The sequence below is a fragment of the Micromonospora sp. NPDC005707 genome (assembly GCF_040631005.1).
Classification (GTDB): Bacteria; Actinomycetota; Actinomycetes; order Mycobacteriales; family Micromonosporaceae; genus Micromonospora.
This window is the reverse complement of the sequence record NZ_JBEXYR010000004.1, coordinates 481137-496320: the sequence shown is the minus strand read 5'-3', so window position 1 is coordinate 496320 and position 15184 is coordinate 481137. Positions and strand designations below refer to the sequence as shown.

Below are 15184 nucleotides of genomic sequence, written 5' to 3'. Positions count from 1 at the left end.
GCCACGAATACGCCGCCGTGACCGGGGTACGCTGTCGCGCGTGCCGCCGTTGAATCTGGGCAACCAGCAGCCGAAAACCCCGTTGGACGCCGCGCACGCGTGGCGCGCCACCGCCGCCCGCGCGGGCGATGTGGTGCTCTTCTTCGACTTCGACGGCACCCTCGCCCCGGTCGACGACGACCCGACCGCGGTCCAGCCCGCGCCGAAGGTGCTCGCCGCGCTGGAAGCGCTCGCCTCGCGGGTCCGCCGGATCGCCATCGTCTCCGCGCGCCCGGTGGAATTCCTCCGCGACCGCCTCGGCGGCCTCGCCGGCATCGACCTCTACGGCCTCTACGGCCTGGAGCACAGCCACTCGGGCGGCGAGACCGTCACCGAGCCGGCCGCTCTGCCCTGGGTGCCCACCATGGCCGACCTGGCCGAGCAGGCCCGCGCCGAGCTGCCGCCCGGCGCGCTGGTGGAGTTCAAGCGGCTCTCCGTCGCGCTGCACTGGCGCACCGCGCCGCAGCTCGGCGGTCTCGTGCAGGAGTGGGGCCGGACCCAGGCCGAGCGGCTGGGCCTGCGCTGCCAGGCCGGGCGCATGGTGCTGGAGCTGAAGCCCCCGGTCGACCGGGACAAGGGCATGGTCATCGGCGAGGCGGTCCGCGACGCCGGCGGCGCCTGGTACTTCGGCGACGACGTCTCGGACATCAAGGCCTTCTCGGCGCTGCGCGCCCGGGCCGCCGCCGACCCGCAGTTCCTCGGCGTCTGCGTCGCGGTGGCGAACCCGGAGACCGGTCACGAGGTCGCCGACGCCGCCGACCTCACCCTGGACTCCCCCGCCGCCCTCGGCGACTTCCTCACCGAGGCGCTTCCCCACCTGCGCTGATCCCGCGCCCGCCGAGGGCCGCGCCTGCCGGCGGGGCCCTCAGGCGCCGTAGCGGCGCTGCCGGGTCGCGTAGGAGCGGAGGGCGCGGAGGAAGTCGACCCGGCGGAAGTCGGGCCAGTTGAGCTCGCAGAAGTAGAACTCCGAGTGGGCGCTCTGCCAGAGCATGAAGCCGGAGAGCCGCTGCTCACCGCTGGTCCGGATGATCAGATCCGGGTCGGGCAGGCCCTTGGTGTAGAGGTGCTCGGAGATGTGGTCGACATCGATCGAGCTGGCCAGCTCCTCCACCGTGCCGCCGGTCGCGGCGTGCTCCAGCAGCAGTGAGCGCACCGCGTCGGCGATCTCCCGGCGCCCGCCGTAGCCGACCGCGATGTTGACCTGCGCGCCGCCGCTGCGATGCCGGGTGCGCTCCTCGGCCGCCTTCAGCGCGGCGGCGTGCTGCGCGGGCAGCACGTCGAGGGCGCCGACCATGCGCAGCCGCCAGGGGTTGCCCTCCTCGGCCAGCTCGGTGGTCAGGTCCTCGATGATCTGGAGCAGCGGGTCCAGCTCGGCGGCCGGCCGGGAGAGATTGTCCGTGGAGAGCAGCCAGAGCGTGACGTGCCCGACACCGGCGGCGTCACACCAGCGCAGCAGCTCCTTGATCCGTTCGGCGCCCATCCGGTGGCCGTCGTTCGGGTCGACGAAGCCCATTTCCCGGGCCCATCTGCGGTTGCCGTCACACATCACGCCGACGTGCCGGGGCACCGGCTTGCCCGCGAGCTTCGCGGTGAGCCGGCGCTCGTACACGGAGTAGAGGAGTTTCCGCAGAGTCATCACCTTGCAGGGTAGCGACCCGCGCGGACGATCAGTGTCGCGGTGGCGCATCGTCGACGGCTCCGGGTCGCGGCGCGGCGTCGGACCGGCCGAGCTGGGCGGCGCCGATCTTGGCCAGGGTGCGGGCGTCGAGACGTCCGTCACCCAGCCCCAGCTCGACCACGGTCCGGTAGACCCGCTCGTCGCGGCGGGCCGCGCGCACCGCCGCGTCCACCACCCACCGCCGCCGGGCCAGCCAGGCCGCCACCGAGCTGTGCCGCAGGTGGGTGCCGAGCCCTCGGCGCAGCGCGTCGGCGTACCGGCGGGCCGCGAAGGCCGGGGCGTCGGCCGCGGCGGCGCCGGCCAGGGCCCCGGAGCGCAGCGCGTAGAAGATGCCCTCGCCCGTGAACGGGTTGATCAGCGAGAGCGCGTCGCCGGCCAGCACCACCCGGCCCCGCCCGGGCGCCGGCCGGTGGGTGGAGAGCGGCAGGTGGTGCGCGCGCAGGTCGGTCACGGCCGCCGGGTCGGTGCCGGGGAGCAGGGCGGCCAGCCGGTCCAACAGGTGGGCGCGGGTCAGTGACTCGCCCCGCAGCACCTCCCCGTACCCGACGTTCGCCCGGCCGTCACCGATCGGGAAGGACCAGGCGTACGCCGGCCAGCGCGGCGACGAGGTGACGATGAGCTGCTCGGGCGGGCCGGGGCGGGCCGGGGCGTAACCCCGGATGGCGAGCGCGAGGTGCCGGTCCGGGTTCACCGGGTGGCCGAGCGTGCGGCGCAGCACCGAGCCGGCCCCGTCCGCGCCGACCACCGCCCGGGCGGCCAGTTCGCCGTCGAGCACCACCCGGTCCTCGCGCACCTCCACAGCGCGTACGGTGTGCCGGCGCAGCTCCGCCCCGGCCGCGGTCGCCGCCGCCACCAGCCGGGCGTCGAACACCTGCCGGGGCACCGTGTACGCGGGCCGGGGCAGCGCCCGGGCCACCGTCGCGCCGCCGGGGCCGACCAGGCGCAGCGCGGGCAGCGGCGCGTACCCGTCGACCGCCCCGGTCACGCCCAGCTCGGCGAGGACGTCCAGCGCGTGCGCGGCGATGCCGTCCCCGCACGCCTTGTCCCGCGGAAAGTCGTACCGGTCGAGCAGCAGCACCCGCTGGGCGCCCGCCCGCCGCGCCCCGAGCGCGGCGGCCGCCCCGGCGGGCCCGGCCCCGACGACGATCACGTCGTACTCGTCCCCCACCCCGCCATCCTCCCCCGCCCCAACCCCCGCCCGGGGCCGCCGCGCCCCCTCCCACCGTGTTGATCATGGGGTTGGCGGCAGTAAAGGAGATCGACATCGCCGTCAACCTCATGATCACCGCGGCGGGGACGCGGGGGTGCGGGTGCGGGTGGCGCGGTGGAGGGAATAGAGGGTCAGCAGGGCTGCGGTCAGGAGGGGGGCGCCGTCGCGGATCAGGCCGTCCACGTCCAGGAGCCACCAGCAGAGGGGGAGGTCCACCGCGAGAGCTGCCAGGGTGATGGCGACCAGGAGCTTGCGGGCCCAGGGGCGGTCACGCAGCAGGAAGGCGGTGCAGAACAGCACCGCGTAGCTGACCGCGATGCCGGCGGCGATCCAGAACAGCACGGCCGGCACGGCGCTGATCCGCCCGTCCAGGATGGAGCCGGTCGCGACCAGGGCGGGGACCAGCATCAGCGGGCTGTAGGTGAACGCGGCGACCCGGGCGGTGAGCAGCCAGCCGGTGACCGGCGGGCGCTTCGGAACCAGCTCCCGCCAGGAGATCACCCCGCCCTCGACGACCAGGCCCTTGCGGTGCCGGACCAGGTGCCCGCCGACCGCCTCGGAGCGGTAGAGCAGCACCACGACCGCGACGCAGAGCGCCGTGAGCACCCCGAAGCCGAGCAGGCCGGGCAGCGGCGGCACCCCCGCCCGGGGTACGACCAGCCGCCCCACCGCGAACACGGTGGTCACCGACAGGATCAGGCCGAACGGCTTCGCCACCGCCCGGCCCCGCTTGACGTGCCCGATCAGCACCAGGAAGCCCAGCGACCGCAGCATGGCCCAGCCGGTGCGGACGGCGAGTCCGAACTCCTGCTCCGGGGCGTACCAGTAGTTGAGCAGCTCGACCACGATGGTGGCCGCCGCCGTGACGGCCAGCAGGGTGGTCAGCGCCCGGACGGCGGACGGCCGCCGGACCTCGACAGGTTCGGCGGCCGTCCTCATGGCATCCGGTGTTGCCCGGTGCGGGCTTCCGTCACACCTCTACTTCTGCGGCTCCGCGTCGAGCCGGGCACGCAGCGCGTCCAGCTCGGCCCAGAGGACACCGGGGAGCTTGTCGCCGAACTTCTCGAACCACTCGGTGACCAGCGGCAGCTCGTTGCGCCACTCCTCCGGGTCGACCTTGAGGGCGATCCGGACGTCCTCCGGGGTCATGTCCAGGCCCTCGACGTCGAGCGCGTCCTGGGCCGGGACCATGCCGATCGGGGTCTCGACCGCCTCGGCCCGACCCTCCAGGCGCTCGATGACCCACTTGAGCACCCGGGAGTTCTCGCCGAAGCCCGGCCAGAGGAAGTTGCCCTCGGCGTCCTTGCGGAACCAGTTGACGTAGTAGATCTTCGGCAGCTTGGCCTCGTCGCCGTCGGTGCCCTTGCCCATCTCGATCCAGTGCCGGAAGTAGTCGCCGGCGTTGTAGCCGATGAACGGCAGCATGGCCATCGGGTCGCGGCGGACCACGCCGACCGCGCCGGAGGCGGCGGCGGTGGTCTCCGAGGAGAGCGTCGCGCCCATGTAGACGCCGTGCACCCAGTCGCGGGCCTCGGTGACCAGCGGGATGGTGTCCCGGCGCCGGCCGCCGAACAGGATCGCGTCGATCGGCACGCCGTTGGGGTCGTAGTAGTCGTCGGCGAGGATGGGGCACTGCGTGATCGGGGTGCAGAACCGGCTGTTCGCGTGCGAGGAGAGGCTGTCGCTCTCCGGCGTCCAGTCGTTGCCCTTCCAGTCGATCAGGTGCGCCGGCGGCTCACCCATGCCCTCCCACCAGATGTCGCCGTCGTCGGTGAGGGCCACGTTGGTGAAGACGGAGTTGCCGCGGTCCAGCGTCCGCATGGCGTTGGCGTTGGTCTTCCAGTCGGTGCCCGGCGCGACGCCGAAGAGGCCGTACTCCGGGTTGACCGCGTAGAGGCGGCCGTCCGGGCCGAACCGCATCCAGGCGATGTCGTCGCCGATGGTCTCGACCTTCCAGCCCGGGATGGTCGGCTCCAGCATGGCGAGGTTGGTCTTGCCGCAGGCGGACGGGAAGGCGCCCGCGATGTGGTAGACCCTGCCCTCGGGCGAGGTGATCTTGAGGATCAGCATGTGCTCGGCGAGCCAGCCCTCGTCGCGGCCCATGACGCTGGCGATCCGCAGCGAGTAGCACTTCTTGCCGAGCAGCGAGTTGCCGCCGTAGCCCGAACCGAAGGACCAGATCTCGCGGGTCTCCGGGAAGTGCGAGATGTACTTGGTGTCGTTGCACGGCCAGGCCACGTCCTGCTGGCCGGGCTCGAGCGGAGCGCCGATCGAGTGCAGCGCGTGCACGAAGTCGGCGTCGTCGCCCATCGCCTCGAGGACCTTCTGCCCCATCCGGGTCATGATGCGCATCGAGGCGACCACGTACGGGCTGTCGGTGATCTCGACGCCGAACATCGGGCTCTCCGCCTCGACCGGCCCCATGCAGAACGGGATGACGTACATGGTGCGCCCGCGCATGCACCCGCGGTACAGCTCCGTCATCGTCCGCTTCATCTCGGCCGGCGCCATCCAGTTGTTGGTGGGGCCGGCGTCCGCCTCGTCGACGGAGCAGATGAAGGTGCGCTCCTCGACCCGGGCGACGTCCGTCGGGTCCGTCCGCGCGTAGAACGAGTTGGGCTTCTTCTCGGGGTTCAGCCGGATCAGGGTGCCCTTGTCGACGAGCTCGTCGGTGAGGCGGCGCCACTCCTCATCGGACCCGTCCACCCAGACCACCCGGTCGGGGGTGGTCAGTTCCGCGACCTCACGTACCCAGGCGAGCAGTTTGGGGTGGGACGTCGGGGCCTGATCGATACCCCGAACAGTAGCCGGAGCAACCATGTCACATCTCCTTGTGGTCGACGCTGACCGATGTATGGGATGCACGAGTTCTGGCGAGCCGGTGCGTCGCCTTCGTGGAAACCTGGGATTGGGCTCAGCGTAAACCGGGCTGCCTCCCCAGTCAGTGGGACTGGTTGTGAAGAACTGCACAAGGTACGGCCACGCTGCGGCATCGCGATCTCTTACCCGCTTTCGCGCGCAGTTTCACGCAAATCTTGCGGAGAACCTTCGACGGCCCGGTACGTGACCAACCCCGCGCGGACGCCGGACGGGCGGAAGGCGACCGCCATGACACGAACGACGATTCCGTGATCCGCTCCACAATTGCGCCACTCGTGGTTACGCTGCGCTCACGGATACCGGAAACGGACGGCGGTCAGCCGAAGGGGCGCGGGACGCGCCGGGCCGCCCGGGAGCGGAGCGCCGGACCGGCGGACCGCCGACTCGCCGTTGCGGCCCGTCGCCGCTGCGCGCACCCGGTACTCTCGGCGGGTGGCCGCGACGATGACCGGGGACCAACCGGGGGCTCCGCAGACCCGTCGAGGTCTGATCGGGGCCCTGATCGACCGTTTCGGTCATCTGGTCCGCGAGATGAGCAAGTTCGCCACCGTGGGTGGCTTCGCCTTCCTCGTCGACCTCGCCCTCTTCAACTACCTGGCGAGCGTGCGGCACATGCCGCCGGTGGCGGCCAAGACCGTCTCCACCGTGATCGCGGCCAGCCTGGCGTTCCTCGGCAACCGGTTCTGGACCTGGCGGCACCGCCAGCGCTCCCACCCCGCCCGGGAGTACGCGCTGTTCTTCTTCTTCAACGGGGTGGGCCTCGGCATCGCGGTGGGCTGCCTCGCCATCAGTCGCTACGGCCTCGGCGCGGTGTGGCCCGAGGTGTTCCAGACCCCGCTGGCCGACAACATCGCCAGCTTCATCGTCGGCACCGGCCTGGGGACGCTGTTCCGGTTCTGGTCGTACCGACGGTTCGTTTTCGTCGAGGCGGGAACTCCGTCCGTTCCGGCGACGAGCCGCGACCGAGAGTCCGGGGCGTGACCCACCGCCCATCCCGTCCTGCCGGGCCCAGCCGGCCCTGCCCACTGCCCTAAGGTGTTCCGCATGCCTCTTGTCCGTCTGCTGCCCGTGCGCTGGCAGAAGTTCATCCACGAGGCGCTCAAATTCGGCATCGTCGGCGGCATCAACACCGTCATCAATTACGCGGTGTTCAATGCGCTGGCACTCACGGTTTTCCGCAACGGCCAGCTCAAGGCGACCGTCATCGCGACCATCGTCGCGACGATCACGTCATATCTGATGAACCGGCACTGGACGTACCGGGATCGGCCGAGTTCGGCGCTTCGCCGCGAATACGTCCTGTTCTTCCTCTTCAACGGCGCCGGCCTGGTCATCGAACTCGGCATCCTGGCGCTGGCCAAGTACGGCCTCGGCGTGCACAGCCTGCTCGCGTTGAACGTGGCGAAGACCGGCGGCGTGCTGCTGGCCACCCTGTTCCGCTTCTGGTCCTACCGGACGTTCGTCTTCCAGCCGGTGCCGAAACACGCCGAGGAGACCTGGCACGCCATCCCGCGAGACGAGTGGGACACCATGGCCGAGATGGACCCGGTGGCCGAGCTGGCCGAGTCGGTCAGCGAGCTGGAGGAGACCGAGCGCCCGCTCGGCGAGCGCCGCGCGGGCGACCACCCACCGCACCAGGTCCGCCCCGCACCGGCCGACGCCGGCCTGGGCCGCGCCCTCGGCGCCGACCTGGACGCCGAGCTGGCCGCCGAACTCCAGCCCACCCCACGCCGCGCCCCGCGTCGCTGACGCGGCCCTCCCGGCCCGTTCCCCGGCGTCGATCAAGAGGTTTGCGTCTGTCGGGTGCCCGATCCCGACGCAAACCTCTTGATCAACAAGGCCGGGAAGGTCAGGCGGAGGGGTCGCGCAGCGGCTTGCCCTCGCTCATGTCGGCCAGAATCTCGCGCATCTCGCCGTCGCCCAGGCTGTGCCGGTCGTGGTGGGCCTCGACCAGCTCGTAGAGCTTCGTCTGGACCTTGTCGACGTGCGGCACGTCGTTGAGCACCGACTGGCCGCGCTCACCGGCGGACTCGATGGTCAGCGTGCCGCAGCCGAGCATCCGCTCCAGGAACTTCTGGTGCATGGCGTGGTCGTTGATCCGGGTCAGCGGCAGGTCCCGCCGGTTGCGGGAGAACACCCCCTCCTGGAGCAGCACCCGCTCGTTGGTGAAGAGGTAGTGGGTGGTGCGCCAGACCAGGAACGGCCACAGCCCCAGCCAGAACACCAGCACCAGGCCGAGCGCGGCGATCACGTAGAGCGCGATGGTGCCGCCGTCGCCCTCGGGCAGCAGGAGCCAACCCGCGACCACCGCCGCGACGGCGAGCACCAGCACCAGGATCGGCCGGATCAGGGCCTTCCAGTGCGGGTGGAGATGTAGCACGACGTGCTCGTCCTCGGTGAGCACGTCTTCGGGGAACGCCACGGGAACCTCCTCGCAGAACAGGACGCGCTGACCGTAACCGGTCGGCGCATCCTCCGGGATCGGCCGCGCGGAGGGTGCTCAGCGCAGATGCAGCACGTCGCCCGCGGCGAGACGCAGCTCGCCCTCCGGGCCGGCGACCAGCAGTTGCCCGTCCGGATCCACCCCGGTGGCGGTGCCGCGCACCTCCCGGCCGTCCGGCAGCAGCACCCGCACCTCCCGGCCGACCGTGGCGCACCCCGCCAGGTAGGCGTCCCGCAGGCCGCTGGCGACCGCGTCGCCCCCGGCGTTCCGCCAGCGCTCGTACCAGTCGGCGAGCGAGCGGAGCAGAGCGCGTAGCAGCGGGTCCCGGTCGGTGGCGGCGGCCCCGGCGAGCTGGAGCGAGGTGGCCGGCAGCCCGGTGGGGTTCTCCGGCAGCTCCTCGGCCCGCAGGGTGACGTTCAGGCCGATGCCGACCACGATCGCGGGCGGCTGGTCCGGCCCCGCACCGGGCACCGCCTCGGCCAGCACGCCCGCGCACTTCGCGCTGTCCACCAGCAGGTCGTTCGGCCACTTGAGCCGGGCGTCCAGCTCGGCCAGCAGGGCCACCGCCTCGACCAGCGCGACGCCGGCCAGCAGCGGCAGCCACCCGTACCCCTGCGGTGGCACGGGCGACCAGCCGCGCTCCGCGTCGGCCTCACCGGGCCGGAGCAGGACGCTGGTCGCGATGCCGGCCCGCGGCGGCGACTGCCACACCCGGCCGCGCCGGCCGCGGCCGGCGGTCTGCCGCTCGGCGACCACCACGAGGCCCTCCGGTTCGCCGGCCCGCGCGGCCTCGGCCACGTCGGCGTTCGTCGAGCCGGTCTCGGCGCGCAGCTCCAGCCGGCGCCACGGCCCGTTCGGGGCGATCAGCGCGCGCCGCAGCCGGGCCGCGGACAGTGGCGGGCGGTCCAGATCGGTGTACGGCGAGCCGGGCATCCCGCCAGCCTACGGCCCGCACGCCGGCCGGTCGTCCGGAAGCGGTGAGGCGCACTGCACAGCGTCACCCACCTGAACCATCGTTATATTCCCTGGGTGACTACCGAGACCGGGATCAACATCCACACGACCGCCGGCAAGCTGGCGGACCTGGAGCGACGGCTCGACGAGGCGGTGCACGCCGGGTCGGCGCGCGCGGTCGAGAAGCAGCACGCGCGGGGCAAGAAGACCGCTCGCGAGCGGATCGAGATGCTCCTCGACGAGGGCTCCTTCGTCGAGATGGACGAATTCGCCCGGCACCGCTCGACCAACTTCGGGCTGGAGAAGACCCGCCCGTACGGGGACGGCGTGGTGACCGGCTACGGCACGGTGGACGGCCGGCAGGTCTGCGTCTTCGCGCAGGACTTCACCGTCTTCGGCGGCTCCCTCGGCGAGGTCTTCGGCGAGAAGATCGTCAAGCTGATGGACCTCGCCATGAAGATCGGCTGCCCGGTCGTCGGCATCAACGACTCGGGCGGCGCGCGGATCCAGGAGGGTGTCGCCTCCCTCGGCCTCTACGGCGAGATCTTCTTCCGCAACGTGCGGGCCAGCGGGGTCATCCCGCAGATCTCGCTGATCATGGGCCCGTGCGCGGGTGGCGCGGTCTACTCCCCGGCGGTCACCGACTTCACCGTGATGGTCGACCAGACCTCGCACATGTTCATCACCGGCCCCGACGTCATCAAGACGGTCACCGGCGAGGACGTGGGCATGGAGGAGCTGGGCGGCGCCCGCACCCACAACGCCCGCAGCGGCAACGCGCACTACCTCGGCACCGACGAGGAGGACGCGATCGAGTACGTCAAGGCGCTGCTGTCGTACCTGCCGTCGAACAACCTGGACGAGCCGGTGGTCTTCGACGCCCCGGCCGAGCTGGAGATCACCGACGAGGACCGCGAGCTGGACACGCTGATCCCGGACTCGGCCAACCAGCCGTACGACATGCACCAGGTCATCGAGCACGTCCTCGACGACGGTGAGTTCCTGGAGGTCCAGCCCCTCTACGCGCAGAACCTCGTGGTCGGCTTCGGCCGGGTCGAGGGGCGCCCGGTCGGCGTGGTCGCCAACCAGCCGATGCACTTCGCCGGCACCCTGGACATCGCCGCCTCGGAGAAGGCGGCCCGGTTCGTGCGCACCTGCGACGCGTTCAACATCCCGGTGCTGACCTTCGTGGACGTCCCCGGCTTCCTCCCCGGCACCGGGCAGGAGTGGGACGGCATCATCCGGCGCGGCGCGAAGCTCATCTACGCGTACGCCGAGGCCACCGTCCCGAAGGTCACCGTCATCACCCGCAAGGCGTACGGCGGAGCGTACGACGTGATGGGCTCCAAGCACCTGGGCGCGGACCAGAACTTCGCCTGGCCGACCGCCCAGATCGCGGTGATGGGGGCGCAGGGCGCCGTCAACATCCTCTACCGCTCCGAACTGGCCAACGCCGAGGACCCGGCCGCCGTCCGGGCCGAGAAGATCGCCGAGTACGAGGACACCCTGGCCAACCCGTACATCGCCGCCGAGCGCGGGTACGTCGACGGGGTCATCCCGCCGCACGAGACGCGCACCCAGATCGTGCGGGCGCTGCGGGTGCTGCGCACCAAGCGCGAGACCCTGCCCCCGAAGAAGCACGGCAACATCCCGCTGTAGCGCTGTCCGCCGAGGCCCCCGCCGCACGTCCGACGGGAGCCTCGGCGCGTCAGCAGCCGGGGTTGGCCGCCCCGCACAGCCGCCGGGCGGCCACCCTGCCGAGTGCTTCGAGCTGGGCGTAGCTCAGGCCCGGCCCGCTGCCGTCGACCCGGTCCTCGATCGTGCCCGGGCCGGGCACGATCACGGTCACCAGGTCGCCGAGCCGGACCACCAGCGTGACGTCGACCGACCCCGCCGGCCCGACCGCCTTCCCGCTGGTCTGGTCGCGGGCCTGGTCCGTGACGTGCCGCAGCATCACCGACTGGTCGCCGGCGAAGCCGGTGACGGCAGGCTCCCAGCGGTGCTCGGTCTCCGCGGTCACCGTCCGGCCGGCCTGCGTCAGGAGCGAGCTGGTCTGCCACTGCGGGCAGGCCGCCAGCATCCGATCGATGTCGCCGAAGAGCCCCAGACCCCACGGAGGGTCGACCCGGTACACGTCCTGGCTCAACACCGGGACATCACCCGACGCCCCGGCCACGGGCCGCAGCAGTATCCGCGAACGGGAGTAGCGGGAGACGGTCGGCTGCAGATAGATCCCCTGCTCGCGGGCGCAGGACTCCAACTGCCTGTCGACCCGCACCGGCTCGGCCAGGCCCGTGTCGCCGAGCCGTACCCCCGTCTTGACCGTGAGGTCGCGCGGCTCGAGCAGCACCGCCTCGGGAATGTCGGCGCGGCCGGACGGCGCGGGGGCGACCGGCGACGCCGCCACCGTGCCCGTCGGACCGCCGTCCCCCACGGCGCTGGTCGGACCGGCGGCCCGCCCGGCCTCCACGAGCGCGGTGCCCGAGGCCACCGCCAGCACGGCGAGCGCCGCCGCCACCACCGTGCGCCGGCTGCGCCGCCGGGCGCGGGCCCGGATCTCGGCCGGCTCCGGCCAACGGACGCTGTGCAGGTCCCGCTGCACCAGCTCGACGAAGGTCAGGTCATCGTCACGCATCGGCGGCCTCCTCCAGATCCACGACCGCGAGCAGCCCGGCCAGCGCGGCGCGCCCCCGGGAGAGCCGCGCCTTGACCGTGCCGACCGGCGCCTCGGTCTCCCGGGCCACCTCGGCCACCGGCATGCCGCACAGGTAGTAGAGCGCGATGGCGGTGCGCTGCTCCTCGGGCAGCCGGCGCAGCGCGGCCACCACCTCGACGGTGTCGGTGCTCGGCCCCGGGATGCTCTCCTCCGCGCCGTGCCGCAGGTACGCCCGCGCCCGGCTCCGCAGGCTGCGCCACCGGCTCACCGCGATCCGGCTGGCCACCACCCGCACCCACGCCTCCGGGTCGTCGTATCCGCGCACGGTCGACCAGCGCTGCCAGGCCCGGATGTACGCCTCCTGCACGGCGTCCTGGGCCTCGGCGAGGTTGCCGGTGAGCACGTAGACGAAGCCGAGCAGCCGTTGTCGGCTGCCCCGGTAGAACTCGTCGAACCCGTCGACGTCCGGCACCCTGCTACCTCCCCCGTGGCGGTCGCAGGGGAGACGCCTGGCACCCGGGCCGCGGTTGCCCGGTCAGCCGACCATTTTCTCCAGCTCGGCCAGGGGGAACCCGCCGGCCGGGATGCCCTCCCGGACCGCCCGGCGTACGGCGGCCTGGACCGCCGCGTTGGCCGGCGTTGGCACCCCGTGCAGCCGGCCGAGCAGCACGATCTCGCCGTTGAGGTGGTCCGCCTCCGCGGAGCCGGCGCCCCGGGCCAGGCTCTGCCAGGTGGAGCCGCCGGCCCGCTCCTCGCCGTCGACCGGCCGGTGCCCTACCCGGTCGCCCCGCTCGGCGGCTTCCTCGGCGCGGGTGGTGTGCGGGATGCCGGCGGCGGCCAGAGCCGCCTCCCCCTCGGCGCGTACCCGGGCGGCCAGCGACTCGGGCGCCTCCGGGCCGAGCAGCGCCTGGAGGCCGTTGCCCAGGTTGCCGAGAAGCTTGCCGTACTTCCAGCGCATCACGTCGTCGCGGACTGGCGCCACGAACCCGGCAGCCGTCAGGTCGGCGGCGACCGCGCGGCTCGTGTCGTCCGCGCCGGACGGGTAGCGGCCGAGGTGCAGCATCCCCGGGTGCGGGTACCCGTTCGCCACCACCACACCGGGTTCCAGGTGGGTGGCGGGCAGCCAGACGCAGACCGGGTGCACCCGGGCGAACAGCCGCAGCGCCGCCGGCTCGTTGGCGACGCCGTTCTGGGCCAGCACGATCGGCAGCCGCTCGCCCGCCGTGCCGCCGCCCTCGACCGGGGTGTCCACCCAGGTCGCCAGGGCCGCCGCGGTGTCCTGGGACTTGACCGTGAGCACCAGCACCGTGTCCGCCGGCAGCGGGCGGTCGTCCGGCCCGGCGACCGCGGGCAGCCGACTGGTGACGGTGCCGTCGGGCGTCCGCAGGGTCAGACCCCGCTCCCGGAGCGCGTCCAGATGCGCGCCGCGGGCCACCAGCGTCACGTCGCGGCCGGCCTCCCCCAGCCGTACGCCGATGGTGCCGCCGACCGCGCCCGCCCCGATGATCACGTATCGCACCCGTCCGATTCTGCCCCGCCCGGGCCCGGCCCGCCCGGTGATCCACTCCACATCAGGCGGCCGGCGGTGTCCGTGGGCCTCCTCGGGCGGGGTGCAGCTCAGCTGGTCAGTCCGGCGTCGGTGAGGATCGGGCCGGCGAGCAGCAGCGCTCCGGCGCCCAGCGCGGCCAGGCTGACCAGCAGGAACACGGTCACCCAGAACAGCGGCGGGAACGGGGTGAGCCGGGCGAGCTGGTCCGCGTCGGACTCGGGCATCCGCCCCCGGCTGCGCATGCGTTGCAGCTCGATCACCGGGCGCACGCCGCCGAAGAGCAGGAACCAGACCGACGTCCAGGCGAACGCCGCCTGCACCTGCGGCGAGGTGTACCAGGAGACGGCCAGCACCACGCCGCCGGTGACCAGCAGCGACAGCACGCCGAAGACGTTGCGGATCATCACGAGCATGGCCAGCAGCAGCACCACCGCGATCCAGAGCAGCAGGGTGATCCGGTTGCCGGCGAGCAGCCACGCCCCGGCGAGGCCGATCAGGGATGGTGCCACGTACCCGGCGAGCAGGGTGAGGATCATTCCCGGGCCGGAGGGGCGGCCGGCGGAGAGGGTGAGCCCGGAGGTGTCCGAGTGCAGCCGGATGCCGCGCAGTTTCCGGCCGGTCAGCAGTGCCACGAGCGCGTGGCCGCCCTCGTGCGCGATGGTGACCGCGTTGCGGGCGATCCGCCAGGGCAGCCGGGTGGCGACCGCCACCACCGCGACGACGGCGGTGAGCAGCACCAGCAGCGGCGGCGGGTCCGGCTGGGCGCCGAGCAGCTTGTCCCAGAGGGTGGTGAGGCCGTCGATCAGGGGCATGGGCGGGGAGCCTACCGGGCTGAGCTGTGTCGTTCGAGGCACCGACTCGTGAAGGCCGTCCAGGCGACGACGACCGTCAATGAAAAATTCTTTAAGCCCTCTTGCGATCTAGGGCACTTACCTCCAAAGATAAGCGTCAATCACTTGACGTCCCTGGGAGGCATCGATGGCTCGTACCAGACTCTCCGTGCGCCGGTTGCTCGCCGCCGGCCTGACCGTCGCCGCCACCGCCGCGGCGGCCCTCTTCGCGACCGCCGGACCGGCCGCCGCGGCCACCACCCCGGGCATCGACGTGTCGCGCTACCAGGGCAGCATCAACTGGACCAGCGTGCGGAACGCCGGCATCCAGTTCGCCTTCATCAAGGCCACCGAGGGCACGAGCTACAAGGACCCGAACTTCAACGCGAACTACGTCAACGCGTACAACGCCGGGGTGATCCGTGGGGCATACCACTTCGCCCGGCCGAACATCTCCTCCGGTGCGACCCAGGCCAACTACCTGGCCAGCAACGGCGGCGCCTGGTCCGCCGACAGCCGCACGCTGCCCGCCGCCCTGGACATCGAGGGCAACCCGTACGCCGGCGGCTACTGCTACGGCCTGAGCACCACGGGCATGCGCAACTGGGTCCAGGACTTCCTGAACACCTACCGCTCCCGCACCGGCCGGTACGCGGTCATCTACACCACCACCAGCTGGTGGAACCAGTGCACCGGCAGCTGGACCGGCCCGTGGGCCAACCACCCGCTCTGGCTCGCCCGCTGGGCGAGCGCGCCCGGCACCCTGCCGGCCGGCGCCCCCTTCTGGAGCTTCTGGCAGTACACCAGCACCGGCAGCGTCTCCGGCATCAGCGGCAACGTCGACCGCAACTACTGGAACGGTGACCGGACCCGGCTGATCGCCCTGGCCAACAACACCTGACCATCCCCCGGTGCCAGTCGGCGGCAGCGGGATCGGCTACGACC

The 15184-nt window shown here is 72.5% G+C and carries 15 protein-coding genes and 1 pseudogene; 6 read left to right on the top strand and 10 right to left on the bottom strand.

What is annotated here, in order from left to right; all coding sequences use genetic code 11:
• Positions 1 to 40 precede the first annotated feature (40 nt).
• Complete coding sequence (gene otsB / locus ABZ452_RS10245; RefSeq protein WP_357940957.1) at positions 41 to 865, top strand: trehalose-phosphatase; 825 nt, start codon at positions 41 to 43, stop codon at positions 863 to 865.
• 39 nt (positions 866 to 904) lie between these two features.
• Here otsB and ABZ452_RS10240 read toward each other — a convergent pair whose 3' ends face one another.
• The 4 genes from ABZ452_RS10240 to ABZ452_RS10225 all read right to left on the bottom strand — a co-directional run bounded on the left by ABZ452_RS10240 (position 905) and on the right by ABZ452_RS10225 (position 5747).
• Positions 905 to 1675 (bottom strand): isoprenyl transferase, encoded by a 771-nt coding sequence (locus ABZ452_RS10240; protein ID WP_357940955.1) that lies wholly within the window; start codon positions 1673 to 1675, stop codon positions 905 to 907.
• 31 nt (positions 1676 to 1706) lie between these two features.
• The gene (locus tag ABZ452_RS10235; protein WP_357940953.1) at positions 1707 to 2885 is read right to left on the bottom strand and encodes a geranylgeranyl reductase family protein; all 1179 of its coding nucleotides are present in this window, start codon (positions 2883 to 2885) and stop codon (positions 1707 to 1709) included.
• 114 nt (positions 2886 to 2999) lie between these two features.
• On the bottom strand, positions 3000 to 3866 hold the full coding sequence (locus ABZ452_RS10230; RefSeq protein WP_357940951.1) for a hypothetical protein: 867 nt from the start codon (positions 3864 to 3866) through the stop codon (positions 3000 to 3002).
• Positions 3867 to 3905: 39 nt separating this feature from the next.
• On the bottom strand, positions 3906 to 5747 hold the full coding sequence (locus ABZ452_RS10225; RefSeq protein ID WP_357940949.1) for a phosphoenolpyruvate carboxykinase (GTP): 1842 nt from the start codon (positions 5745 to 5747) through the stop codon (positions 3906 to 3908).
• 136 nt (positions 5748 to 5883) lie between these two features.
• On the opposite strand from ABZ452_RS10225, the pseudogene ABZ452_RS10220 reads away from it, so the two are divergent.
• The 3 genes and pseudogenes from ABZ452_RS10220 to ABZ452_RS10210 form a co-directional block, all read left to right on the top strand.
• A pseudogene (locus ABZ452_RS10220) lies at positions 5884 to 5979 on the top strand (GtrA family protein); the annotation flags it as partial.
• A 272-nt stretch (positions 5980 to 6251) separates the two neighbouring features.
• The gene (locus ABZ452_RS10215; protein WP_357941080.1) at positions 6252 to 6788 is read left to right on the top strand and encodes a GtrA family protein; all 537 of its coding nucleotides are present in this window, start codon (positions 6252 to 6254) and stop codon (positions 6786 to 6788) included.
• A gap of 63 nt (positions 6789 to 6851) precedes the next feature.
• Positions 6852 to 7556, top strand: a complete 705-nt coding sequence (locus ABZ452_RS10210) for a GtrA family protein (protein ID WP_357940947.1) — start codon at positions 6852 to 6854, stop codon at positions 7554 to 7556.
• Positions 7557 to 7656: 100 nt separating this feature from the next.
• Here ABZ452_RS10210 and ABZ452_RS10205 read toward each other — a convergent pair whose 3' ends face one another.
• Positions 7657 to 8229 carry a PH domain-containing protein gene (locus ABZ452_RS10205; protein ID WP_357940945.1) on the bottom strand — a complete coding sequence of 191 codons (573 nt, stop codon included), beginning with the start codon at positions 8227 to 8229 and terminating at the stop codon, positions 7657 to 7659.
• 78 nt (positions 8230 to 8307) lie between these two features.
• Positions 8308 to 9183 (bottom strand): biotin--[acetyl-CoA-carboxylase] ligase, encoded by an 876-nt coding sequence (locus ABZ452_RS10200; protein WP_357940943.1) that lies wholly within the window; start codon positions 9181 to 9183, stop codon positions 8308 to 8310.
• 96 nt (positions 9184 to 9279) lie between these two features.
• On the opposite strand from ABZ452_RS10200, the gene ABZ452_RS10195 reads away from it, so the two are divergent.
• Positions 9280 to 10863, top strand: a complete 1584-nt coding sequence (locus ABZ452_RS10195) for an acyl-CoA carboxylase subunit beta (protein ID WP_357940941.1) — start codon at positions 9280 to 9282, stop codon at positions 10861 to 10863.
• Between the two features lie 49 nt (positions 10864 to 10912).
• On the opposite strand, the gene ABZ452_RS10190 is transcribed toward ABZ452_RS10195, so the two are convergent.
• From ABZ452_RS10190 to ABZ452_RS10175, 4 genes are all read right to left on the bottom strand, one after another.
• Positions 10913 to 11839: a hypothetical protein gene (locus tag ABZ452_RS10190; protein WP_357940939.1), complete on the bottom strand. Its 927-nt coding sequence runs from the start codon at positions 11837 to 11839 to the stop codon at positions 10913 to 10915.
• Positions 11832 to 12332: a SigE family RNA polymerase sigma factor gene (locus ABZ452_RS10185; protein ID WP_262287334.1), complete on the bottom strand. Its 501-nt coding sequence runs from the start codon at positions 12330 to 12332 to the stop codon at positions 11832 to 11834. Before ABZ452_RS10185 ends, ABZ452_RS10190 begins: the two co-directional genes overlap by 8 nt.
• A gap of 63 nt (positions 12333 to 12395) precedes the next feature.
• Positions 12396 to 13379: a 2-dehydropantoate 2-reductase N-terminal domain-containing protein gene (locus tag ABZ452_RS10180; protein WP_357940937.1), complete on the bottom strand. Its 984-nt coding sequence runs from the start codon at positions 13377 to 13379 to the stop codon at positions 12396 to 12398.
• Positions 13380 to 13477: 98 nt separating this feature from the next.
• Positions 13478 to 14221 carry a M50 family metallopeptidase gene (locus tag ABZ452_RS10175; RefSeq protein ID WP_357940935.1) on the bottom strand — a complete coding sequence of 248 codons (744 nt, stop codon included), beginning with the start codon at positions 14219 to 14221 and terminating at the stop codon, positions 13478 to 13480.
• Positions 14222 to 14387: 166 nt separating this feature from the next.
• Here ABZ452_RS10175 and ABZ452_RS10170 point away from each other — a divergent pair, with 166 nt between their 5' ends.
• The gene (locus ABZ452_RS10170; protein WP_357940933.1) at positions 14388 to 15140 is read left to right on the top strand and encodes a GH25 family lysozyme; all 753 of its coding nucleotides are present in this window, start codon (positions 14388 to 14390) and stop codon (positions 15138 to 15140) included.
• The last annotated feature ends 44 nt before the right edge of the window (positions 15141 to 15184 follow it).